General features: G+C 41.2%; 22 protein-coding genes. 13 read left to right on the top strand and 9 right to left on the bottom strand.

Going from position 1 to position 22,441, the window contains the following annotated elements; translation table 11 throughout:
* Positions 1-178: 178 nt before the first annotated feature.
* From ndhI to V7K21_RS11290, 7 genes are all read left to right on the top strand, one after another.
* Positions 179-763, top strand: coding sequence for an NAD(P)H-quinone oxidoreductase subunit I (ndhI, locus tag V7K21_RS11320; RefSeq protein ID WP_104906370.1), 585 nt, complete (start codon positions 179-181; stop codon positions 761-763).
* 157 nt (positions 764-920) lie between these two features.
* Positions 921-1,535 carry an NADH-quinone oxidoreductase subunit J gene (locus V7K21_RS11315; RefSeq protein ID WP_335130112.1) on the top strand — a complete coding sequence of 205 codons (615 nt, stop codon included), beginning with the start codon at positions 921-923 and terminating at the stop codon, positions 1,533-1,535.
* Between the two features lie 59 nt (positions 1,536-1,594).
* On the top strand, positions 1,595-1,900 hold the full coding sequence (gene nuoK, locus V7K21_RS11310; protein ID WP_006199065.1) for an NADH-quinone oxidoreductase subunit NuoK: 306 nt from the start codon (positions 1,595-1,597) through the stop codon (positions 1,898-1,900).
* A gap of 6 nt (positions 1,901-1,906) precedes the next feature.
* On the top strand, positions 1,907-2,827 hold the full coding sequence (locus tag V7K21_RS11305; RefSeq protein ID WP_334962676.1) for an NAD(+) kinase: 921 nt from the start codon (positions 1,907-1,909) through the stop codon (positions 2,825-2,827).
* A gap of 403 nt (positions 2,828-3,230) precedes the next feature.
* Positions 3,231-4,025 carry a GNAT family N-acetyltransferase gene (locus tag V7K21_RS11300; RefSeq protein ID WP_335174206.1) on the top strand — a complete coding sequence of 265 codons (795 nt, stop codon included), beginning with the start codon at positions 3,231-3,233 and terminating at the stop codon, positions 4,023-4,025.
* A gap of 566 nt (positions 4,026-4,591) precedes the next feature.
* Positions 4,592-6,256: a glycosyltransferase family 39 protein gene (locus tag V7K21_RS11295; RefSeq protein WP_335174204.1), complete on the top strand. Its 1,665-nt coding sequence runs from the start codon at positions 4,592-4,594 to the stop codon at positions 6,254-6,256.
* A 228-nt stretch (positions 6,257-6,484) separates the two neighbouring features.
* Positions 6,485-7,204 carry a DUF4079 domain-containing protein gene (locus V7K21_RS11290; protein ID WP_335174202.1) on the top strand — a complete coding sequence of 240 codons (720 nt, stop codon included), beginning with the start codon at positions 6,485-6,487 and terminating at the stop codon, positions 7,202-7,204.
* 59 nt (positions 7,205-7,263) lie between these two features.
* Here V7K21_RS11290 and V7K21_RS11285 read toward each other — a convergent pair whose 3' ends face one another.
* The gene (locus tag V7K21_RS11285; protein ID WP_335174200.1) at positions 7,264-7,695 is read right to left on the bottom strand and encodes a hypothetical protein; all 432 of its coding nucleotides are present in this window, start codon (positions 7,693-7,695) and stop codon (positions 7,264-7,266) included.
* Between the two features lie 45 nt (positions 7,696-7,740).
* The gene (gene cobU / locus V7K21_RS11280) at positions 7,741-8,313 is read right to left on the bottom strand and encodes a bifunctional adenosylcobinamide kinase/adenosylcobinamide-phosphate guanylyltransferase (protein ID WP_335174198.1); all 573 of its coding nucleotides are present in this window, start codon (positions 8,311-8,313) and stop codon (positions 7,741-7,743) included.
* Between the two features lie 326 nt (positions 8,314-8,639).
* Here cobU and V7K21_RS11275 point away from each other — a divergent pair, with 326 nt between their 5' ends.
* The 5 genes from V7K21_RS11275 (at position 8,640) to V7K21_RS11255 (ending at position 13,416) form a co-directional block, all read left to right on the top strand.
* Positions 8,640-9,464, top strand: coding sequence for a hypothetical protein (locus tag V7K21_RS11275; RefSeq protein WP_335174196.1), 825 nt, complete (start codon positions 8,640-8,642; stop codon positions 9,462-9,464).
* 179 nt (positions 9,465-9,643) lie between these two features.
* Positions 9,644-10,576, top strand: coding sequence for a glycosyltransferase (locus V7K21_RS11270; RefSeq protein WP_335174194.1), 933 nt, complete (start codon positions 9,644-9,646; stop codon positions 10,574-10,576).
* 23 nt (positions 10,577-10,599) lie between these two features.
* On the top strand, positions 10,600-11,556 hold the full coding sequence (locus V7K21_RS11265; RefSeq protein WP_335174192.1) for a glycosyltransferase family 2 protein: 957 nt from the start codon (positions 10,600-10,602) through the stop codon (positions 11,554-11,556).
* Positions 11,557-11,573: 17 nt separating this feature from the next.
* On the top strand, positions 11,574-12,161 hold the full coding sequence (hpsU, locus tag V7K21_RS11260; RefSeq protein ID WP_335174190.1) for a hormogonium polysaccharide biosynthesis acetyltransferase HpsU: 588 nt from the start codon (positions 11,574-11,576) through the stop codon (positions 12,159-12,161).
* 778 nt (positions 12,162-12,939) lie between these two features.
* Positions 12,940-13,416, top strand: a complete 477-nt coding sequence (locus V7K21_RS11255; protein WP_335174188.1) for a hypothetical protein — start codon at positions 12,940-12,942, stop codon at positions 13,414-13,416.
* Between the two features lie 123 nt (positions 13,417-13,539).
* Here the strand turns inward: V7K21_RS11255 and V7K21_RS11250 are convergent, their stop codons facing one another.
* From V7K21_RS11250 to V7K21_RS11240, 3 genes are all read right to left on the bottom strand, one after another.
* Positions 13,540-13,935 carry a nuclear transport factor 2 family protein gene (locus V7K21_RS11250; RefSeq protein WP_334726376.1) on the bottom strand — a complete coding sequence of 132 codons (396 nt, stop codon included), beginning with the start codon at positions 13,933-13,935 and terminating at the stop codon, positions 13,540-13,542.
* A 38-nt stretch (positions 13,936-13,973) separates the two neighbouring features.
* Positions 13,974-14,981: a zinc-binding dehydrogenase gene (locus tag V7K21_RS11245; RefSeq protein ID WP_335174185.1), complete on the bottom strand. Its 1,008-nt coding sequence runs from the start codon at positions 14,979-14,981 to the stop codon at positions 13,974-13,976.
* Between the two features lie 575 nt (positions 14,982-15,556).
* Entirely contained in the window at positions 15,557-16,351 is a 795-nt protein-coding gene (locus tag V7K21_RS11240) for an aspartyl/asparaginyl beta-hydroxylase domain-containing protein (RefSeq protein ID WP_335174223.1), read from the bottom strand.
* Positions 16,352-16,468: 117 nt separating this feature from the next.
* On the opposite strand from V7K21_RS11240, the gene V7K21_RS11235 reads away from it, so the two are divergent.
* Positions 16,469-17,989, top strand: a complete 1,521-nt coding sequence (locus V7K21_RS11235) for an amidohydrolase family protein (RefSeq protein ID WP_335174183.1) — start codon at positions 16,469-16,471, stop codon at positions 17,987-17,989.
* Between the two features lie 5 nt (positions 17,990-17,994).
* On the opposite strand, the gene V7K21_RS11230 is transcribed toward V7K21_RS11235, so the two are convergent.
* From V7K21_RS11230 to V7K21_RS11215, 4 genes are all read right to left on the bottom strand, one after another.
* A complete protein-coding gene (locus V7K21_RS11230; RefSeq protein WP_335174181.1) occupies positions 17,995-18,912 on the bottom strand; it encodes a DUF4437 domain-containing protein in 918 nt (305 codons plus the stop codon).
* Positions 18,913-19,012: 100 nt separating this feature from the next.
* Positions 19,013-19,312: a protealysin inhibitor emfourin gene (locus V7K21_RS11225; protein WP_335174179.1), complete on the bottom strand. Its 300-nt coding sequence runs from the start codon at positions 19,310-19,312 to the stop codon at positions 19,013-19,015.
* A 150-nt stretch (positions 19,313-19,462) separates the two neighbouring features.
* Positions 19,463-20,548: a M4 family metallopeptidase gene (locus V7K21_RS11220; protein WP_335174177.1), complete on the bottom strand. Its 1,086-nt coding sequence runs from the start codon at positions 20,546-20,548 to the stop codon at positions 19,463-19,465.
* 415 nt (positions 20,549-20,963) lie between these two features.
* The gene (locus tag V7K21_RS11215; protein WP_335174175.1) at positions 20,964-21,680 is read right to left on the bottom strand and encodes a class I SAM-dependent methyltransferase; all 717 of its coding nucleotides are present in this window, start codon (positions 21,678-21,680) and stop codon (positions 20,964-20,966) included.
* Positions 21,681-22,441 lie beyond the last annotated feature (761 nt).

Raw genomic sequence — 22,441 nt, 5'->3', positions numbered from 1 at the left:
AACGGGCATCCTACGGCAGGCGCTAGCCTCTCACGAATGGGAGAAGACCACAGTGGCTCCCCATGAGTGACTGCCGTTAGCGCAGGGGTAGCGACGTAGGAGCGTCACCCGGAGGGATTGAATCTGAAATCTAAAATTCAAAATCCCAAATCCAAAATCCAAAAGAGAGAGACACAAAATGTTAAAGTTCCTGAAACAAGTTGGTGATTACGCCAAAGAAACGGTACAAGCTGCGCGTTACATTGGTCAAGGACTTTCTGTTACCTTCGACCACATGCGGCGGCGTCCGATTACCGTACAGTACCCTTACGAGAAACTGATTCTTGGGGAACGGTTTCGCGGTAGAATTCACTTTGAATTTGATAAGTGCATCGCCTGCGAAGTTTGTGTTCGCGTTTGTCCGATTAACCTGCCTGTAGTAGATTGGGAATTCGACAAAGCCAGCAAAAAGAAAAAACTTAACCACTACAGCATTGACTTTGGAGTTTGTATCTTTTGCGGTAATTGTGTGGAATTTTGCCCCACTAACTGTCTATCCATGACAGAAGAGTATGAGCTTTCCACTTACGATCGCCATGAATTGAACTATGACAACGTGGCGCTAGGTCGTCTGCCCTATAAGGTAACAGATGACCCAATGGTTACACCACTGCGCGAACTAGTTTACCTACCCAAAGGCGTCCTCGAACCCCACGGACTGCCTGCGGATGCGCCACGTGCGGGTGCGCGTCCAGAAGACCTTGTGGAACAAACAGAAAAATAAATGTCATTTGTCCTTTTCCTAGTAACCAATGACCAATGACCATGCAAATTTGTGATTAGTGATTTTGGATTAAAACAAAAATCTAAAATCGTTCGACTGAGCAAAGTCAAAGTCTAAAATCTAAAATCCAAAATTGATTGACTAAGGACAAAAAACAGTGAATCTAGCGGAAGGAGTACAGTTTGTATCGCTTGGCATACTGGGCGTGATGATGATTGGGGCGGCCATTGGCGTGGTGCTGTTCTCCAATATCGTCTATTCTGCCTTTATGCTGGGGGGCGTGTTCATCAGCATAGCGGGAATCTACCTGTTGCTAAATGCTGATTTTGTTGCAGCTGCACAAATACTGATTTACGTTGGGGCGGTTAACGTATTGATTTTGTTTGCCATTATGTTGGTGAACAAGCGGCAGAATTTTGTAGCATTTCCTAACTCTTGGGTGCGGAAAGTGCTAACAGGTATAGTCAGTGTAGGATTGTTTGCTCTTTTAAGTACGATGGTGCTGGCTACTCCTTGGGCCTACTCAACTGCTCCTGTGGTGGGTGGTGAAAGTTCTATAGTTTTGATTGGAGAGCATTTCTTCACTGACTTTTTATTGCCTTTTGAACTGGCTTCAATTTTGCTGCTCATAGCGATGGTAGGAGCAATTATTTTGGCACGTCGCGAGTATTTGCCAGATCAAGTGAGGCTATCCGAACTACCGCAAACCATTTTAACTTTGCAAGAACGCCCCAGAGAACTGGTATCAACAACCAGCGAAACAAAAGAGTAAGATTTGCGACCTCAGTCGCAGAGAAAAAGCCAGTTTTTACAGGAGGGATACCCAGATTCATGCAACTCCAGTACTTTTTATTACTAGCAGCAGCTTTATTCTGCATCGGCATCTACGGTTTGATTACTAGCCGCAACGCTGTGCGGGTGCTGATGTCAATTGAGTTACTGCTCAATGCTGTTAATCTGAATTTAATGGCATTTTCCAACTTCCTCGACTCAACATTAATTAAAGGTCAGGTTTTCACAGTATTTGTGATTACCGTGGCGGCGGCCGAGGCGGCGGTGGGTTTAGCGATCGTGCTTGCCATTTATCGTAACCGTGATACCGTCGATATGGAGCAGTTTAATCTCCTGAAGTGGTAATTGTGCGTGCAACTCAAGCAGGTAATCATTGCTTATAAAGCGCGGGATGCCCAAAGTAAAGAATGGGCAGAAGTCTGTGCTAAACAACTAGAAAGTCGCCAGTGCCATGTGTTGATGGGGCCTAGCGGGCCGAAAGACAACCCCTATCCAGTCTTTTTGGCTTCGGCGGCTCAACCAATCGATCTCGCTTTGGTACTCGGTGGCGATGGTACTGTTTTAACCAGTGCCAGACATTTAGCTCCAGCTGGCATCCCAATTCTGGGAGTGAATGTGGGAGGTCATCTGGGGTTTTTAACTGAGTCAGTGGAGGAGTTTCAGGATACGGAGAAAGTTTGGGATCGACTGTTTGAGGATCGCTATGCTATCCAACGACGGATGATGTTACAAGCTGCTGTCTACGAGGGTCATGGGTCTAATTTGGAGCCAGTGAGTGAGCATTACCTGGCTTTGAATGAATTTTGTGTCAAACCCGCCTCCGCTGACCGGATGATTACTTCAATTCTGGAAATGGAAATCGACGGTGAGGTAGTCGATCAATACGTCGGGGATGGGTTAATCATTGCTACTCCCACAGGTTCCACTGGTTACACCGTTTCTGCCAATGGGCCAATTATGCATGATGGTATGGAGGCGATTACCATCACTCCTATTTGTGCGATGAGCCTTTCTAGTCGCCCCCTGGTTTTACCGCCTGGTTCTGTGGTAAGTATTTGGCCTTTGGGGGATTACGATTTGAGTACCAAGCTGTGGACAGATGGGGTTTTAGGGACTTCAATTTGGCCAGGACACCACGTTGACGTGCGGATGGCAGATTGTCGGGCTAAATTTATTATTTTGCGCGAGAACAATTCTTACTATCAGACGCTGCGAGAGAAGTTGCTTTGGGCAGGTACAAGGGTTCACTACAGCAATAATCACCGTAATTAATTCAGTATTTTAGAGTGCATTTACCGGAGATTGCGATGGCGTACCCGCCCACCATAGGCGATGTCTACGCAATGCCCAAAGCAAAAGCACATCGCAATCAAAATTATCCAAGCCCCTGGATTTATCCGGGGGCTTTCTGCCCTGATTTTGACTTTCTTTGCTGATTTGCATTTATAACGGATATAAAAGGAAAATTTTGTATCTTATTGCCAGATTTTTGGGAAATTAATGTCCATAATAAAAGCACTCTACCTCTAATCCAAGAGAGTAAAAAAGCTCTCTAGAGATTCTTTTATCGAAAACCGTCTCAATCACGCTTCGACACATTAATGCATAATGTGAGCTATTTGTATAGTGCCTAAATCCTAGTAGGATATTTTCGTAAATCTAAGTAGGAAGATAGATGGAAGTTTCTGGACGCAACATCAATTACTCACTGAATCCTCTTCCCCCTCTTGAAGATTTTCCCGTCCTTCAAACTGAAAAATATACCCTACGGCTAGCGTCAACTGAAGAAGAATTAGAATCAATTTTTCGGTTGCGCTTTGAAGTTTTTAATCTTGAACTAGGGTTGGGATTCTCTACTTCTAACTTTACCCAGATGGATATAGATAAGTTTGATGCAGTTTGCCATCATTTAATCCTGATCTCCAAACAAACGGGTAAAACCATTGGAACTTATCGGATGCAAACCTATACAATGGCTTCTCAAAGACTAGGCTTTGATGCTGCCGATATATTTAATCTTAATGCGATTCCCCATTCTGTGCTTCAGGCATCAGTTGAAGTTGGGCGTGCATGTATAGCTAAAGAATACCGCAACAGTCAGGCACTTTTACTACTATGGAAAGGGCTAGCAAATTATCTGATCTGGAGTAGAAATCAATATTTCTTTGGCTGTGCATCATTACTAACACAATGTCCTTGGCAAGCTACTTACGCTTATGATTATTTTCAGCAGAATGGCTTGATGCATCCAAGTATTTTGGTTTATCCAAATTCACAATCTTGTCTAGAAATGCCTCAAGATTTTCCAGATTCATATAATGTTGAAATTCCCAAAATTTTGCAGGCATACTTGAATATTGGAGCTAAAATATGCAGTATTCCAGCTATTGATCGACACTTTAAGACTATTGATTTTTTAGCTATATCTAATACCAAAGACTTTGCTAGATGGCGTTACCAAATATTGTAAAAATTCTCTTTTTACCTAATGGCGCTCAGTCGCGGCTACAGGAACAAAGTTTATATACACCGACTGTAAGAATAGGAATATTTATGATATTTTACTCCACATCTGCATCTCGGCTGTAAAAAAAAGGTCAGTTTTGCCATATTTGATACAACCTTGTGCAATTGTTTTCATAGTTAATAGAAGAGAGGTATTTATTGTCAATATTTAAAATCAGATGACTCTCAATCCGGTTCGATTAAGCTGCATAATCCTTAAAGATCCCTCTTTGTAAGGGGAAAATAGAGCCATTCTTAGCCCCACTTTTTAAGAGGGGGGGGGGGGATCGAGTCTTATCCGAACCGTATTGGGACAGCTTGGGAACTGTTGAAATAAACCCTTGTCCTATATCGGTACAAGCCCCTGTCTAAAGATTATGGAATACAAAAGAAGATTTGGGGGACACGTAGTGCTAGATACAAGGTGTCCATATTACAAGCCCCAATATTAGATATGGGGTTGTCCCAAGAGTCCCAATAGTCCTCTTTGGTGACTGGATTATTTTAGACAAGTTATTAGGAAAACTACTTATGCGCCATCTCAAATTTGCTCCGAGCTGGTTGCGATTTTTAATTATTTTCTTATTAGTGATAGGTATATTATTTCGCTTTTTTAACCTTGATAGTAAAGTTTATTGGCATGATGAAACTTATACCTCATTACGAATTTCTGGTTACACAATAACTGAAGTAAGACAGCAAATTTTTAATAATCGTGTCATTGCTGGAGAAAGTTTTGCCCAGTTTCAAGGTGCAAATCAACAAAAAAACTTAAATGACACAATCATGTCTTTGGCAAAAGAAGATTCTCACCATCCACCGCTTTATTACATAATAGCCAGATTGTGGATGGAAATCTTTGGTAATTCAGTGACGGCGATTAGAAGTTTATCTGTCTTCATCAGTTTGCTGGTTTTCCCTTGCGTTTATTGGCTATGCCGAGAATTATTTAATGTGCCGTTATCGGTTCCTGGTGTAGCGATCGCACTTATGGCAATTTCTCCAATTCATCTAGTATACGCTCAAGAAGCACAAGAATATATTCTCTGGTTAGTCACCATATTGCTATCCAGTGCATCTCTGCTGCGAGCAATGCGGCTGGAATCACAAGACAAAGATGAGCTAGTAAAAAAACGACAACGACCAGATTTATTCGCCATCTGGAGCATTTATGCAGTAACTTTAGCCATCAGCCTTTATACATTTCTTTGGAGTGGATTTGTAGCAGTTGCTCACGGAATTTATGTAATGAGCATCGCCAAATTTCAGTTGACGGCAACTGTCAGAACTTATCTGTTAGCATCACTGGTAGGTTTTTTAGCCTTCATGCCTTGGATAACAATTGTGATCGGCAACTTTTTTCAATTTTTGATTTCAGCAGATAAGATTACAACGCAATCATCTTTGATACCTATATTTCCATTTTTGCTGATGCAGTTAAGCCGGATTTTTTTTGATATAGACCTTAGTTTAGATAATCCTTTGGGCTATTTAATTACACCATTATTTTTAACTTTGGTAGGATATTCAATTTATTTTATTTGTCAAACAACTAATTATAAAGTCTGGTTGTTTATCATTATATTAATTATAGTGCCAGCACTACCCCTAATACTGCCAGATTTAATTGCTGGGGGTATACAATTATCTAGCGAACCGTATTTAATACCATCTTATTTAGGAATTCAAGTGGCTGTTGCTTACCTACTAGCTACGCAACTATATAATGGGAACGTGTCACGCCGGAGCATTTGGCACATAATCATGGCATTAGTAATTATTTGTGGTCTAATTTCTTATAAGGTGAGTTCCCAGGCAGAAACTTGGTGGAATAAGGGTATGAACTATGGCAATCCACAAGTTGCCCAAATCATCAACCAAACGACTCGTCCACTTTTGATAAGCGATGCTTTGGGCGACAATTATGGGAATGTATTTTCTCTGAGCTATCTTTTGGAACCAAAAGTGCGATTCATGTTGGTGAACAACCAAAAAATTCCCGAAATTCCTGATGGGTTTGCTGATGTGTTTTTATTCAATCCTTCAGATACTTGGCGCGAAACAATCGAAAAAAAGTATAAAGTAAAGACAGATATTGTTTACAGTGACAACTATTATTCAGTCAGGAAATTGACTAAATTTTCTAAGCCGCGCCGACGTAATATCCCACCTAGTAATAAGTTATCTGCTAGTTGATATAGCGTAGGAAGCTACATATTAGAGGCTTCATGCATATTGACATAAAAACTGTTATTGAAAGTTATAATTTTTTATAAAATATTTAAATACTTGCTTTCTTAAAATAATCTAAGAATAACAAAAATAAATATTAAACAGATTCTCATCTGAAATTAATTTAAGTGATAAAACGATATTTTATATTGTCATTTGATATTAATTTAATGATTGCTTGAAAGGTGTTGTATGCAATTAACAGATTTTCTTGGTCTTTTACATCCAGCGATCGCAATTATATTCGTGTTTCCACTCATCGGTACAGTGCTTAATTTTGCTTGGCAAACACGCCAACGCAGATTGCAAATTTTAGCCGGCAGTAAGAGCAAAATTCCCCCAGTAGTGGGTGGAGAACATAAGCAGTTAGGTGAAAGACTAACAAGTGCAGTTGTCGGACTAACTCTAATCGGATTAAGCTATCCTATTGGCAAAAATATTATCAAAAATCAATTGTGGAATAAAACACCTTTTCAAGTTTTTTTTATCGTGTTAATGTTTGCTGCTACTATCGCCTCTTTAGTATTTCTTTATCGGGCAAAGCAGCGGTTGTGGCGAGCAGTTTTTGCAACTTTAACAGGTGCAGGTTTAGTAATTATAGGCTGTCAGGATGGAGTATACCGCTTGACGAATGAGTGGTATTGGTCACATTATTATATTGGCATTACCGCAGCATTACTAATGATTTTTTCATTAGCAATTGTTCAAGATATTTATCAAGATAAGTCCAATCGCTGGCGCATCGTCCATACGATTTTAAACTGTATTGCTTTGTTGCTATTTATTGGACAAGGCATGACAGGAACGCGAGACTTATTAGAAATTCCTCTGAGTTGGCAAGAACCATATATTTATCAGTGTGATTTTGCTAATAAAACTTGTCCAACGCCAAATTCCCAAGCACCAAAGTGAACTAACCTGGATTTCTCACAAATAGAAAAAAACCATGTACAAAATCTAATACAGTTCAGTTAAGCATTTTTTCCTTCTTTCTGTGCCTGAAGCCGATCGCGAATTGTTTTGAGTTGGTCTTGAGTCTTAATTGGCTCTCGCGGTGCTGGCAATTCGGTATTAGGCCAGTTAGGTAAATTATTGCAGGGGCATAACAATGTCGGCATCCCGACGTTTCGCGCTGCTACTGGCATACTACATCGGCTGCAAGGTAGCATCTCCCATGCTGGTGTCAACAGTTCAGCAATGGTTTCATGTGTACCCTCTAGGTAACAATCACCCGATTCGGGTGAGAGAATTTTTTGCCAGCACTCTTCAAATTCTTCACTATAGCGATCGCCATCTAGCACTGATTGGGGCAAAAAGCTTGCCTTACCGTTGGCCGTAATCAATTTCTTACCCAACTGAAACCAGTAGGCGAGGTATCCTCTAACTTCTTGTTTAGTTGCCATATTACAATTTTAAATTTTAGATTTTGGATTAATTTGAATCAAGAGTTAAGAATCTTGACTCCTCACTCCTCCTTCCCCTCTATTTGGCAATGGCGAACCAAGGATGCCCAGATTGAGAACATGACCACCAGTAACTAAATAAACAGTTTCGCTGAACGCACTTAGCTGGCGCACCAAAGAACCCAGGCGATCGCGGAACGTCCTTCCAATCGGATAAGCTGGCACCACACCCCAGCCCACCTCTTCTGCTACAAACACCATATCGGCAGCAACAAGATCCACCGTTTCTAACAACTCTGTAAGGATATTTTCCCAGGTAGCTTTGTCTTGTTCTAAAAGATTAGCAACCCAAGTTCCTAAAGAATCAACTAAAAGGCAGGTATAGGGTTTTGCATCAGCAAGGGTAGCAGACAGTTCCACAGGTATAGATAAAGTTACCCAGTCTTGGGGACGACGTTGTTGGTGTTCTAAAATGCGTTGATGCCACTCTTGGTCATCTAGGTTATCGGTGGCTGTTGCTACGTAAACAACTGCTTTTCCTGACTGCATGGCCAGAGTTTCCGCCCATTCACTTTTACCAGATCGTGCTGGCCCTGTTACTAAGATGATTTTACCCAAAGTTGTTTCCTGAGTATCTTAACAATAAGTAGCTAGTACAGCGGGCGCGTAAATTCAGCTACCATTTCAATTAGCAAGACTTAAGGCTTAAACTTAGGGATTTTGCCCCAAGTTTAAGGTAGGCAAACTTTCACCACAGTGTACTAATTGCAATTTATTACCGCAGTTTTTACTTGGGAGGTGAGATTTTTGGTTTCAAATAACTTTTAAGGGATAAAATTAGCACCAGCATCATTGATGTTACAACTGGCAAAAGCCGAAAATCCCAACAACCCCATTCTTAATTATTTAACACCATTGGGGACAGCAAACTTTAGGATGTCTTTATGAACGCAGGCTTAAAACGTATTGAAGCAACTCTACACGATTTAGGGAATCGCGGCACTGCCTCTGCCGCCGAAGCAGGTGATTCGACAAAACGACCTTTCTCCTTTAGAATCAGCGTCGGAGCCAACGAACCCACAGAAAGTACACAGACTCTATCCTCCCAGGATAGGGAACTTAATCCACAAGGACAAACAGTTGACCTCGGCGTAGATACTGAGAGTGATTATCCTCCTGAACAAGATTTCTTTCCTCGCCATGACTCTGTGCAGACCTTTCAAGCACAAGAGAATGGTAGTAAAACACCCAGCCTACCCAAGTTGAAAACTCCGAGCTTTAGTAGCCATCGCCACGGAGCTAATCCAGCATTGGCGATGAATCTATTGCAAGAAATTCAGGAAAGTGTCGCCGGTTGGCAAACAGAACTGCAAAATATCTTGGAGCAAATTCAGGATATTTACTTAGAAGGTCCAATTGTCAATGGCTGGTTAGAATCCAATCCCACCGAACCAGAACCGGGAGGAACTGCAACACTGCGCCATGCAGAAGTTGACCGCCTGATGAACTACATAGAAGAAATTTGCGCCACTGGTGGGAAAGTATCTTATCAATCATCTATTACTGGCTATCGCCTCTGTGGTGTGGACGATGCTGGTAAAGTCTGGTCGCGCCCATGTCCAGCGGATCAGGTTGCCAATGTTAGCATGGCGATCGCGCGTTACCAAAAGTTACGTCAACTGTTGGGGCGCAAGCAATCTCTGGAAACTCGTCTGAGTCAACTAGCCCAAACACTTGTAGTTTTACACAGTCATATTCAACAAACGTAAAGTTTTAAAGATTATTTCCGAAGAAACTCGGTTGGTGGGTTGGTAATTTTTGGTTTAGATTAACTTTCAGTAGGTGTGCGTTGGATTTAAGATTTTTATCTAAAATCGTTCGACTGAGCGTAGCCGTTCGCGTAGCGTTCCGCAGGAAAGTCCCAAATCTCAAATCCAAAATTAAATCTATGCCAGACACGCAAATTTCTGCGATTATCTGTACTCACAATCGAGATACCTATTTAGGGGCTGCAATTGATAGTCTTTTAGCGCAGGATTTTGCTGCTGACTTTGAAATTGTGGTAGTTGATAATGGGTCTAGCGATCGCACCCGTGAGGTTGTAGAACAAAGGGCCCACAATCCGCGTCTGAAGTATGTATTTGAACCCACTATCGGTTTATCTGTCGCCCGCAACACGGGTGCAAAAGTAGCCACTGGTGATATTCTTGCTTATCTGGATGACGATGCCGTAGCCAGCCCTGGCTGGCTACAAGTTTTATATTTTGCCTATTACAATAATTCTAAACTAGCGATCGCAGGTGGCAAAGTCACTCTCCTATGGCCCCCAGGAATCCAACAACCACGCTGGCTATCTCCAGGGCTAGCTGCAAATCTGGGTGCATACGATTTGGGTGAGAGTAGCATCTACATCGAGCAACCTGGCTTAACACCCAGAGGCTTAAATTACTCCATCCGCCGCAGTTTCCTGGATGAAATTGGCGGTTTTGATCCTCATCTCGGTCGAGTAGGGAAAAATCTATTATCAAATGAAGAACTGCAAATGACCGAATTTGCCCTACAACGTGCTTGGCAAGTCGCTTATCTTCCCGAAGCACTAGTCGCTCACAATGTTGCCCCAGAGCGCCTCCAACGCTCCTGGTTTTTAAACCGAGGCTGGTGGCAGGGTATTAGTGAATGCTATCGAGAACAACTCGCTGGTAAAGCTGGAATCGCTCAATTGCAGCGAGGTAGCGAACGGTTTGTGCGCGGCTTGTATAAGGCATTACAATATTTTTCTGATCCAGCAGAACGGTTTGACAAACTTGTATATGCTTACGGTCAGATTGGTTACTTAAATGCTGCTATTCAGGGTCTTTTATCAACATCAAATAAGAAATAACTAATAACATAATTTATACTTGTATGCCATCTACAATACCAGTTTCAGTACTAATTCCGGCAAAAAATGAACAAGTAAACTTGCCTGCCTGTCTCGCAAGTCTCAGCAGAGCAGATGAAATATTTGTAGTAGATTCTCAAAGTAGCGACAACAGTGTTGAAATTGCTAAAAGTCATGGTGTAAATGTCGTGCAATTTAGCTTCAATGGACGCTGGCCCAAAAAGAAAAATTGGTCTTTAGATAATCTACCGTTCCGCAACGAATGGGTGCTAATTGTAGATTGTGATGAGCGCATCACTCCTGAACTTTGGGAAGAAATTGACCAAGCAATTCAAAACAAGGAATATGCAGGTTATTATCTCAACCGCCGCGTATTTTTCTTAGGAAAATGGATTCGTTACGGTGGTAAATATCCCGATTGGAATCTACGTTTATTTCAACATAAAAAAGGTCGCTACGAAAACCTACATACAGAAGATATTCCCAACACTGGTGACAATGAAGTTCACGAACATGTGATTTTGCAAGGCAAAGTTGAGTATCTCAAAAATGATATGCTCCACGAGGACTTCCGCGACCTTTACCACTGGTTAGAACGACACAACCGCTATTCAAACTGGGAAGCTAGTGTTTATCTTAATATTCTCACAGGTAAAGATAATAGCGGTACTATCGATGCCAATCTATTTGGTGATGCAGTCCAACGCAAGCGCTTTTTGAAAAAAGTGTGGGTACGCCTGCCATTTAAACCCATTTTACGGTTTGTTTTATTTTATATTATTCAACGTGGTTTTTTGGATGGCAAAGCAGGATATATCTATGCACGCTTGCTGAGTCAATATGAATATCAAATTGGCGTTAAGCTTTACGAATTACGCAACTGTGGTGGTCACTTAAATACTGCAACTAGCTCAAAGCAAGGAGATGGGGAACAGGGGAGCAGGGGATCAGAAGGAAAGCTATTGACCATTGATTCCTGATAAATAACTAATGACTAATGACTAATGACGCTTTTGTAGATTTACGCAAATATGACCAATCTTGGTTTGATCGGGGACGTCCAAGTTTGTATATTTTATTATGGTGGTTTGTACAAGCGATCGCCTTTCCCCTGACTCCTCAACCGTTAAATATTCTGCGTTGTACTTTGCTACGACTATTTGGCGCTCAGATCGGTAAAGGCGTATTAATTCGACCTACTGCCCGCTTTACCTACCCCTGGAAAGTTACCATTGGCAACTACAGTTGGATTGGAGATAACGTAGTTTTATACAGCCTCGATCAGATCCACATCGGTGAACACTGCGTAATTTCCCAAAAAAGTTACCTGTGTACTGGTAGTCATGATATCCAAGACCCTGCCTTTGGGTTGAAAACAGCGAGTATTACTATTAACAATGGTGCATGGGTGGCAGCAGATTGTTTTGTTGGGCCGGGAGTGCAAATAGGGGCTAATGCTGTGATTGGCGCTCGTAGCAGTGTTTTTACTAATATGCCTTCTGGGCAAGTTTGTTGGGGAAGCCCCTGTTGTCCCAAGACGGTTCGGATAAAACTTGATGCCCCCACAAAACCTGTGATTTTATAAATAAACATAGTTAGGGCGCACAGCTAGCTGTGCGCCCTTAAATTTTCTACATATTTATAACGGTTCTCAATTGCATGGAATACAGACCGCTTGTAGGGAACATTGCTCATATGTGTCAACTTAAGCAAAAACTCCTTTAAAATCTCGTTAAGAGCCAAAGGCTCTTAACGCAATTCATTGCGGTGCCGCTAGTTTTGAGGCGCAGCCTCTGATTAGGCATTCCCAGTGAGAGACTTCTTTTCGAGACAAAGAAAATTTTTTTGCCATTCCAAAAAGTAGGTGATAAAGCAATACGCTTGGGTTAAGGGTCAAACTTTTTTCAAAGTCAATTTTTTTAACGAACCACAGAGACGCAGAGAAGCCAGTGCGCCCTTGCGGTTCCCTAGCGCGAAACAGAGAGAAGAAAAAAATGCTTAACCCAAGCGTATTGGGTGATAAAGTGCCAGTTGCCACCCATCTTCGTGAACTTGCCAAAGATTTTAAAGGCAAACAAATTCGATAAGTTAAAAGTAGAGTTAGGAGTTAGGAGTTAGGAATCTGGAGTTTGGAGTTCAGAATGGAGATTTTAAGTCTCTAAAGCGGATAAACGAGTCTCTGAGGTGGATAAATGAGTCTTTGAAGTGGATAAGCGAGTCTCTGAGGTGGATGAATGAGTCTTTGAGCTTGATGGCACGAGGTTCCAAGCCTCCCTTATATCTCTCAGCCTTATGAATCCCTAAGCAAGACAGGAAGCAGCAGTGGTAATATGTTTTCATGGCTGCTCTAATCCTTGCTATTGATGAATAAACTATTGGATGAAACGCTGTCAATCAAAATTGCTGAACTCATAAACAGCAGAGCTAGCACTCCGTTTGATAATGCTTACAAAGCAGTATTATCGACTGAGGGAGCAACATATATTCAGGGATTTTTAGCTTTTGTCGGGAAGCCATACAGACCAATTGAACATAGTTGGATTGAGCTAGGCGACGCCTCCAATATCCGCATTGTCGATCCCACATTACCGCACCTGAACAAAAATCCTCAAGAACTCTGGTATTTTGCTGCACAAAGGCTGACTGTTAAAAAACTGAAAGCCATCATTGAAGAATCGAAAGAAGATTATCCAGAAGATGATCCATTGCCAATTTATGGTCATCCACCTTATGAATATTACGGTGATGTGATGTTGGGTGGTCAAGACTATTTAGTAGCATATCAAGCCGCAGAGGCTAAATGCAGAGAAATCAACGAACTCAACCCTGAGAGGAACTAAGGAGAGTGAACGAAATAATTCTTAATTACAAATTACGTTAGCGCAGCTCTCTTCTCTAGGAGAGGCTGCGCCAACGAGTCCGCGTCCCTTGCGCGTCTCGTAAAGAGCGTCATTACGAATTATTTAATACGATTTACCATCACTGCCAAAGTATTCCCGATAGGCACAAATTTTGTCTCCACGCACATCCCAAGAAACTGCTAAACGATTTTTGTAAGGTTGTTCCAACAAACGTCCCTCATCCCGAAACTCAAAAACAACCGTTGTATCATTGCTAGTACAACGGTCTAGAGTCAGGGTGAGTCCGCCTTGGAATGATTCAGAAACGTACTCGAAAAACTCTCTCGCTCGTTCTTTTCCCACATTTAACCCGTGAAATTTACCCACCGGAAACCAAAGGGTAAAGTCCTCTGTGAGCATATCTAGAAATGCTTGCCACTCCCCTGTGGCCAGGCCATGTGTAAAATGCTCAAATGCTTGTTGAGCAACTTTTAAAGTATTTTCTGAATCTTGTGTCATTCTCACCCCCGACTGGATATAAACTAATACCGTGTTACTTAAAACCTCGTTACCACTTTCCCACAATTATCACCACTGAGGAGATATTCTACAGCGTCGGGTATTGATTCTATACCTTGAAACTGTGTTGGGTCAACGGCAACCTTGAGTTTGTCTGTGTAGAACAAATTTAAAAGGCGATCGCGTGCCTCTGCTATATGGTCTTTATAATGAGGCATGAGAAAGCCTTTCACAGAAGCAGCTTTCCAAAATAGCTGGTGATAAATACGTGGTTGTGTAATATGTTCCAAGTCTTTTGCGTATTCGGAGATGAAACCAACCACTACTAAGCGTCCCCGCACTGCCAAGTTTTCAACACAGGTATCAAATACGGTTTTGCCTACACACTCAAAAATTAAATTAATCCCATTGGGGTATTCTTGCTTGAGGACTTGATTGAGGTTTTCTGTGCGATAGTTGATAATGCGATCGCACCCTAATTCTCTCAGTAACTTTGCCTTCGCCTCAGAACTACAAGTACCAATCACATGATTACCAGCTAACTTTGCCAATTGCACCGCAATGTGACCGGTTCCTCCTGCTGCTGCTGTCACTAAAACCACTTCATTACTTTTCATCTCCCCCACTTGTTCCAATGCCACCAAGGCTGATACACCTGTAGGAATCAGGGTTAGAACTTCTGGTGTAGCTTCACGCACTTTGACTGCTAAGTTTGCATCTACAACCTGATATTCTCGATAACCGCCGCCACGCGCTGTAGTTATGACAGCATCACCTATTTGAAAATCTTTAACATTTTCACCTATAGCGACAACTTTACCTATAGCTTCTACACCTAAATCAAAGGGAGGAATTAAGTTAACATAGGGAACATCACCACGACAAAGTAAAGTATCAAAGCCACCGTTAACACCAGCAAATTTGTTTTTAATTAAAAGTTCATTAGCAGCAGGTTTGGAAGTATAAATTTCGACAATTTCAACGGCAGATTTAAAATTCTGATTCAGTTGCTTTGCAATTAACTTTCTGTAGTTTGTTACGTTCATATCTAAATCTTAGGTTTACCTTACTCCTCAATTATTGTTTTTAACGTATAGCTTTTGAGCCTCTGCGATATTACTAGTTGCAAAAGGTGGGTTGTAAATGAATTTTTTATCAAGTCAATTGACGCAAATTTTTTAAGCTATATTAATAAATTTAATTAGGCTTGATTTAAAATCCCGACTTCTTCAATAAGTCGGGATTCTGGGCAGTAACTTTTACTTAAGCAAGTACCATTCAAATGTAGGTTACATTATACTTTCAGCTAACGTATCATCAACAATCTAAGAATATCTTTGAAAAGTTGTTTGTCATATATCAAAGACTTGTAGATCCTCCTAAATCCCCCGATAAATTGAGGGGCTTTGATTCCAGTTCCCCCAATTTATCGGGGAGCTAGCGTGGTCTTCTGCCAAAGTGAGCGTAGGATGCCCGAACGCAAAAGCGTCTCCTGTCTTGAGAAGGGCAGTAGGGGGTTTCCTCTATGAGCTACTGGCGTAGATTAGGGGAGATCAATAAGTAGTGCCTAAAATCACAGCCAAAGACTTTGAAATAACCTCTAAGGTGCGTTACGTTAAGCCTATAAGGCTTTCTCCCACTCTAATTGATGAGCTAAACCATACTTGATAAAATCTTCTTCTTTAGCTTTATCACTTTTACCAAAAACACCTAAACTGTAAGGATTATCTTGCATCCGTTGTGTGACTTGTTCTTTCTCAAATCGGATAACTTCCTCTCTGGGTTTATCCGGTTTAAAAAAGTCTACAACCAAGACAGTTCTGTCATAATTGGTGTAATTATGCGGACAGTGTGGATAGCTGTGATCTAAAACCAGAAATTTTCCTTCATACCAATAAAGCTGCTCATGGCATATTTTCATAGCCACATCGCCCTGTGGCACAATCAATCCTAGATAGCCACGATTCATATGAGGATTATAGTTCACATGTAGCTTGATATCCAAGCCTGGATGAAATGTACCAAAATAGACATTTCTGAGTACACCATCATCGCTAAAATTCACTTTTCCTATTACCTTAGCCAAATTTGGGAAATACTTCTTTCTTAATGCAAGTGCTTTTTTTGATGCATCATCTAACCCATAATCAGGATATTGTATTTGATGTACTTGAATATATTCTTCAATAAATATACCTTGAAATAAAATTCCAAAAGCAGTGTATTTTGCATTACTTTTTGTTTTAATTGTTTTACTTTTAGGACCCAGAATCTCGTAAGTGAGTTTTAACTCTTCATTAGATGCATTATTAATAAAGCTTGTAAACTCATCTCTAATAACTTGCCAGCTATCTTGAAAACTTTTGAGAAAAGTAAATTCCTTTGGGTCTATATGATACTCATTAAAACTTTCCATTGTCTTTTCTCCTAAAGATGATTTCATAAAAAACCGTTATATAATGATGGGATTTGGTCTTCGTCATGATTCGATGTTGGAATTCCTGACTAAACTCATTTTAGTGTGAGGTCTACTGTGTCTGAAACCCCCCTATTAGATCAAATTATCAAAAATGTGCGCGTAGTTCGTCCCCATCAGGATGCGATGTCTACGACGGGCTATGCCTACGCACTACTTGATTTAGGAATTAAGGATGGAAAATTTACTCAGATTGCCCCTAATATTAGCCCAGACACAGGTAAAGAGGTATTTGATGGCAAAAACCTGTTAGGCTTTCCTGGGGTCGTGGATGCCCATATGCACATCGGTATCTATCAACCCCTCGACAAAGATGCTGTAACTGAAACCAAAGCAGCCGCTATGGGAGGCGTGACTACCAGCTTAAATTACATCCGTACAGGGCAGTATTATCTTAACAAAGGCGGCTCCTACCGCGATTTTTTTCCAGAGGTGTTGGCGTTATCCGCAGGTAATTTTTTTGTAGATTACAGCTATCACGTTGCACCTATAGCTAGCCAGCATATCGACGAAATACCTCTATTGTTTGAGGAACATGGTGTATCTTCGTTTAAAATCTTCATGTTTTATGGCGGTTATGGGTTGCATGGTTTGTCAGACCAGCAAAACCTCTTTTTGATGATTAACAAAGAAGAACGGTACGACTTCGCCCATTTTGAATTTATTATGCGCGGTCTAACTAGCTTAATAGAAAAACATCCAGAAGCGCGAGATACTATCAGCTTGAGTTTGCACTGCGAAGTTGCAGAAATTCTCAACGCTTATACCAAAATAGTTGAAAATGATTGTAGTCTTAGCGGACTACATGCCTATAGTGCAGCACGTCCTCCTCATTCCGAAGGTTTAGCAATTTGCATTGCTTCTTATTTGGCACATGAAACTAACTGTACAAATATCAATTTGTTGCACCTGAGTTCGCGTAAAGCAATGGAAGCAGCTTTAACTATGCAAACTGCTTTTCCCCACATCAATTTTCGGCGAGAAGTTACTGTTGGACATTTGCTATTAGATGTCGATACCCCTAATGATACTTGGGCAAAAGTCAACCCTCCTATTCGTCCCCGTGCCGATGTGGAATACTTATGGCAAGCAGTACTCAACCATCAGGTAGATTGGATAGTTAGTGACCATGCTTGCTGTTCTGCTGAACAAAAAAGAAGTGCTAAAGACCCGAATAATATTTGGTTAGCAAAGTCTGGTTTTGGCGGTACAGAATACTTACTTTCTGGTGTATTTAGTGAAGGTAGTAAGCGGGGGATGTCTTACAACCACATGGCTAAGTTGCTATCTTGGAACCCATCCCGGCGCTTTGGTTTGTTAGAAAAAGGTGATATTGCTGTTGGCTATGATGCTGATTTGGTGTTAGTAGACCCCAATGAAAGTTTTGTGGTACGTGCGGCTGAGTCGGAGTCACAACAAGGTTACACGCCCTTTGAAGGAGTGGAGTTAACTGGGAGGGTGAAAAGTACCTTTTTACGCGGAAATCTTATTTACAACAACGGACAGGTTTTGGGTTCTCCTACTGGACGCTATTTAAAAAGACCTTCTAATAATCGACACGGAAACCTTGCTGCTTAAAAAACCTATATGTCTTGAGGTGCATATGACAAGACTGTTGCAACTTGTGATAAATCTCTATCAACTCGGATAAAGAATAAGCAACCATCATCTGTTCTGTGCCAAGGAGAAGTGGTAAAGCTAGGAACATAGCCAAAGCAATCCTTTACAAATCGAAAATCTCCTATATCACAGTATCCAGCCAAACAATATGCATCTTCGTTATAACATTGTATTTCTGGATATAGACCGTCATAATGGGGCAATATAGCAAGCAGCCATGTTCCACCCCCGTTATTATCTTTCCTGAAAAACTTCTTTTTCGCTACTTCAAATTGAACTGTATCTGTCTTGATCCACGGTAGCAATTTGCTATCCAATGCAGGGATGAAGTCACACAGTTTAGCATCTGGATGATCGTTGAGTGCATTTTTATATTTCAATGGAACAGGACCGTTCTCCATCCAGAGTATTTCAACTTCTTCATTGCCTAGCACTTTCCAAGGGCCTAGTCTCACTCCTGCGGGGATAAAGGAGTAGCCATGCTTGTTTAATTGCCACTCACCTAATTGAATTGCACCCCTCAGTACAAAAATCTCTAAATCGGCAGTAAAGAAGCCAGAAGGTGCTTCAAACTGAGGCGGTAAAACTACTTTTGAAGTGGATGCACCACAGTCATGCCATGTTAGCGATCGCCTACTTCCAAATGGTACATCATCTGGCATTCCACTCACTCGCCAACCATGTTCTTCTGGTACCGCATTTGTATCAAAGTATTGGTACTGGCGAGGTACATACTCTTTAGAAATCGCTGTACGCCTTCCTGATAGGTTCATGCGCCCTCTTCCGTCTCCACCCCAATCCTCTTTTAGAGATGCTATATGCAAAAAATCATCAGTTTGGTTTTCTGCTGCGGAATTAAAATTTATATTCTCTTCGCCCATGACTTCACACTTTCCTGGTTATATGCTTCTCCTTAGGTATTTAAGTTTATATTGGATTGACTCGATTTTCCTTTAAAAATTCAATTGCTAATTCAGCAAATTATCTTTTTTGTGCTATAGTTTGTAACCATTCAATCAAGGGTCTTAAAGTTCCTGGCAATGCTGACTCACTGACAGTCACCGTATGCTGCTTACCGTTATCTTCTACTGTCAACTTATACTGAAAGCGATCGCTCTGGGAATTTGGCGAAGTGATTTGTTCAGGTAGTCTAAATAAATCAGCAGCTTCCACTAGGCAAGAAAGTGTGGCGGCTTCATTTGGCGGGAGAGTGTCTGTATCAACGGTTGTTTTTTTGGTAATCCCAGCAAAGCCGCCCGTGCGTTCAAAGGATATCCGCATTTTTTTGCTCTCCGTTGTGCTATTTTGTTGGGAGAAATACAAAGACTGGGAGATGATAGTTTTTACCTCCCAGTTTAACAACAACAAACAACACATCTAAAAGTAAAGTTAGGAGGTAAGAGTTAGGAGTTAGAAGTTAAGAAAAAACTCCTAAATCTTAATAACTCCCACCTTTTGCCAAGCGTTCTGCATAGCTTTCTGCTCATTACTCCCATCACCATAGAGTTCGCCGGCAATTTGAATAGTGACACTGGCAGCTTTTTTAAAATCTGCTTTGGCACTCAGACGATCGCGTAAAGCTATGTACCATATTTTACCAACTGTTTCCCAGGCATAGCCTCCAATTTCCACAGCCGCTAGATAAAAAGCATAGTTAGGAATTCCTGAGTTGATATGCACCCCGCCGTTATCATCAGAACCAGTATATTTATCTTTCACATGGGCTGGTTGCGGATCTTTACCCAGTACTGGATCATCGTATGCTGTTCCCGGTGCTTTCATTGAGCGCAGGGCAATACCTTTGACAGTGGATGCCAAAAGACCTTCGCCAATCAGCCAATCGGCCTCTTGTGCAGTTTGATTTTTGGTCTTTTGTTTCACGAGGGAACCGAAGATATCAGAAAAGGATTCATTCAGTGCCCCTGGTTCGCCATAATACTGCAAACCCGCTTCATGCTGGGTTACACCATGAGTTAGCTCATGCCCAATCACATCAATTGACTTCGTGAAGCCTTGAAACAGTTCTCCGTCCCCATCACCATAAACCATTTGATCACCGTTCCAAAAGGCGTTGTCATATTTGACGCCATAATGCACAGTGGAGTCTAAACGCAGTCCCTTGTCATCAATCGAATTGCGATCAAATATCTCATGAAACAAGTCATAAGTAGCACCAGCAGCATCATAGGCTTCATTCACTGCTGTATCACTGCTAGGAGGATCGCCCTCAGCACGCACCAATGTGCCGGGGAGTTGCTGCCCATTTTTAACATCGTAAATAGTGCGGCGCTTCTCACCCGGAGAAGGTGCAAATGAGATATTACCTATGACATTTCTCCGTCCCAAAAATTGTGCCGAAACATTTAATGTATGAAAAGCCCAACTCCGCTGCTGGGGGTTGCCATTCACCGCCACATTTTCCAGCATGTGGGGCGGAACAATACAACAAATCGGGCACCTAGAGGCAAGTGGATGCTCATACTTAAACCCAGCTGATTTCTTTTTATTTCGAGCCATCCAAGATATTCTCCTTTTGAAACTAAGTGATGGCAAACAGTGGCTTTCACTGCACTAGAGAAAAGAGCAGAAAAACGAATGCAAATCGCGTTTCCCTGGCTTCTTTTCTGAAGAAAATTCTCTCCTTTGTATTTTTGGATAAGTCTGTGGAGGATTGATAGTACCCTCACGGGTACTTCTGATGTGTAAATATTGCATAAAAATACAAGGACAGCTTTGATACCGCAAGTTTCAGCCAAAATCCTTGCATGAGTTAGCAAAACCTCCTTCACAGACCCAACGCGTTTATATATTAGTTCTTTTCAAAGGAAATAATCTTATTTATTGCTGTTTTGTTACCATAAGGTTGCTAATTCTATAAATACCCATTAGGGACAGCTAAATCCCAAATCTAGGCATCCAAAACCTCAAATTTTCATAGCCAGCCACCAAACACCGCCAGACCATAATATTTCCAAGGCACTGCAACTATCTTAAATCCAGCTTTGGTCAACATTTCTAAATGAGCATCCAAGGTAGCTACCTGGTCTTGACTAGAGTAACCTTGGGTAGTGCTAGTGCCACGTTTGGCGCGAATCTCTGTTAAACTAATTCCCTGTTGGACTGCCCATTCCTCTCGTACCGCTTTGTAAACTTCTGCTAAGGCTGGTGATTCTGGTAAAGTAGGATCTGCATTCCAAAAACAGCCGTCTTTACTGAGGCTAGCAGCAATTCGCTCAAATAACTTCAATTTCATCTCATCCTGGAGATGATGGATTGCCAAAGATGAGACACAGGCATCAAATTCGCTACCAATATCTAACTTCCCTGGATTATTTGCCCAATCGCCAAAGTCTGCTTGTGTACCAGCCCACCGTTGTTGATATCCTGCTGCTGTGATTTTATCTTGGGCAAATTGCAGCATTCGAGGTGAGTAATCTAGGGCAATTATTTGGGCATCTGGACAGCGGTTGAGTATCTTGAGACTAAGTTCCGCTGTACCACAACCTAATTCTAAAATACGCCGACTTGGGGAAAGTAGACAACGGGTAATCACCTCCAACATCTCATCGTATCTAGGTAACAGTTGGCGAATACCAGTGTCAAAATCAGCAGTGTTGGCAAATACCTCTCCGGGAAATACCTGTTGCATGGGGATCAGAACAAATAGACACATTAATCAATATTAATCATCCATCATTACTGAGATCCGCGCTACATCGTAGGAGCAACTTTTAGTATTAAAAAATATTCTCTCAATATACTTTTGGCAGAATACATACATCACATTTTATGTTAATCACCAGCAAGTTCTCTCTCAATTTAAGCTGAAATCCCATGATTTTGAACGAAAAAGCTAATTTAACTCTTTTTTAAGATTTGTCAAGATAAAATGGCTCATGTATTGAGTTAAACTGATATGTATAATTAGTAACTCTGATGAATTAAAATTTTTGGTTTTCAAAAGTTACTGAACTTTGGTATATTAAATACTGAACAGAAAGTTAACTGAATCAAATTAGAAGTCCACTGCCATTCTGGGTAAAACAGAGTGTATCAAGTTTAGCGATAAAAGGTTCGAGACTAATGCTAAAAAACAGCGAACTGAAGGTTAATCAGGGCTGTAATCTCAAATGGAAGCCCGGAGATAAACTATTTATCCAGTTTTCTCTATCAGAAATTTTGCGAATTAAAACAGTTGTCAAACCTCTATATCTATAGATGGATATAACATAGTTCATCGTGAAGTTAATCTGCATTCAGGTGAATTTACTATAAGTCAATACTGGAGTTAATCTAAATAAAGGTTAACTTGCTGAATTTAGGTCAACAATCCCAAAAGAGCGCAAGTGTCATGCCTATATTTTTCAATGGGACTAGTTGATTAGTCTTAAGCAACCTCGAATAAGACGT

Origin of the sequence: Nostoc sp. (genome assembly GCF_036919595.1) — a bacterium.
Taxonomy (GTDB): Bacteria; Cyanobacteriota; Cyanobacteriia; order Cyanobacteriales; family Nostocaceae; genus Nostoc.
Note: the sequence above shows the minus strand (reverse complement) of the source record. Positions and strands in the feature narration are given on the sequence as shown.

What these genes read in the sequence shown, in the direction of transcription:
- ndhI (WP_104906370.1), top strand. Translation starts at nt 179, where the DNA reads ATGTTAAAGTTCCTGAAACAAGTTGGTGATTACGCCAAAGAAACGGTA.
- nuoK (WP_006199065.1), top strand. Translation starts at nt 1,595, where the DNA reads ATGCAACTCCAGTACTTTTTATTACTAGCAGCAGCTTTATTCTGCATC.
- V7K21_RS11300 (WP_335174206.1), top strand. Translation starts at nt 3,231, where the DNA reads ATGGAAGTTTCTGGACGCAACATCAATTACTCACTGAATCCTCTTCCC.
- V7K21_RS11295 (WP_335174204.1), top strand. Translation starts at nt 4,592, where the DNA reads ATGCGCCATCTCAAATTTGCTCCGAGCTGGTTGCGATTTTTAATTATT.
- V7K21_RS11290 (WP_335174202.1), top strand. Translation starts at nt 6,485, where the DNA reads ATGCAATTAACAGATTTTCTTGGTCTTTTACATCCAGCGATCGCAATT.
- V7K21_RS11285 (WP_335174200.1), bottom strand. Translation starts at nt 7,695, where the DNA reads ATGGCAACTAAACAAGAAGTTAGAGGATACCTCGCCTACTGGTTTCAG.
- V7K21_RS11275 (WP_335174196.1), top strand. Translation starts at nt 8,640, where the DNA reads ATGAACGCAGGCTTAAAACGTATTGAAGCAACTCTACACGATTTAGGG.
- V7K21_RS11270 (WP_335174194.1), top strand. Translation starts at nt 9,644, where the DNA reads ATGCCAGACACGCAAATTTCTGCGATTATCTGTACTCACAATCGAGAT.
- V7K21_RS11265 (WP_335174192.1), top strand. Translation starts at nt 10,600, where the DNA reads ATGCCATCTACAATACCAGTTTCAGTACTAATTCCGGCAAAAAATGAA.
- hpsU (WP_335174190.1), top strand. Translation starts at nt 11,574, where the DNA reads ATGACTAATGACGCTTTTGTAGATTTACGCAAATATGACCAATCTTGG.
- V7K21_RS11255 (WP_335174188.1), top strand. Translation starts at nt 12,940, where the DNA reads ATGAATAAACTATTGGATGAAACGCTGTCAATCAAAATTGCTGAACTC.
- V7K21_RS11250 (WP_334726376.1), bottom strand. Translation starts at nt 13,935, where the DNA reads ATGACACAAGATTCAGAAAATACTTTAAAAGTTGCTCAACAAGCATTT.
- V7K21_RS11245 (WP_335174185.1), bottom strand. Translation starts at nt 14,981, where the DNA reads ATGAACGTAACAAACTACAGAAAGTTAATTGCAAAGCAACTGAATCAG.
- V7K21_RS11240 (WP_335174223.1), bottom strand. Translation starts at nt 16,351, where the DNA reads ATGGAAAGTTTTAATGAGTATCATATAGACCCAAAGGAATTTACTTTT.
- V7K21_RS11230 (WP_335174181.1), bottom strand. Translation starts at nt 18,912, where the DNA reads ATGGGCGAAGAGAATATAAATTTTAATTCCGCAGCAGAAAACCAAACT.
- V7K21_RS11225 (WP_335174179.1), bottom strand. Translation starts at nt 19,312, where the DNA reads ATGCGGATATCCTTTGAACGCACGGGCGGCTTTGCTGGGATTACCAAA.
- V7K21_RS11220 (WP_335174177.1), bottom strand. Translation starts at nt 20,548, where the DNA reads ATGGCTCGAAATAAAAAGAAATCAGCTGGGTTTAAGTATGAGCATCCA.
- V7K21_RS11215 (WP_335174175.1), bottom strand. Translation starts at nt 21,680, where the DNA reads ATGCAACAGGTATTTCCCGGAGAGGTATTTGCCAACACTGCTGATTTT.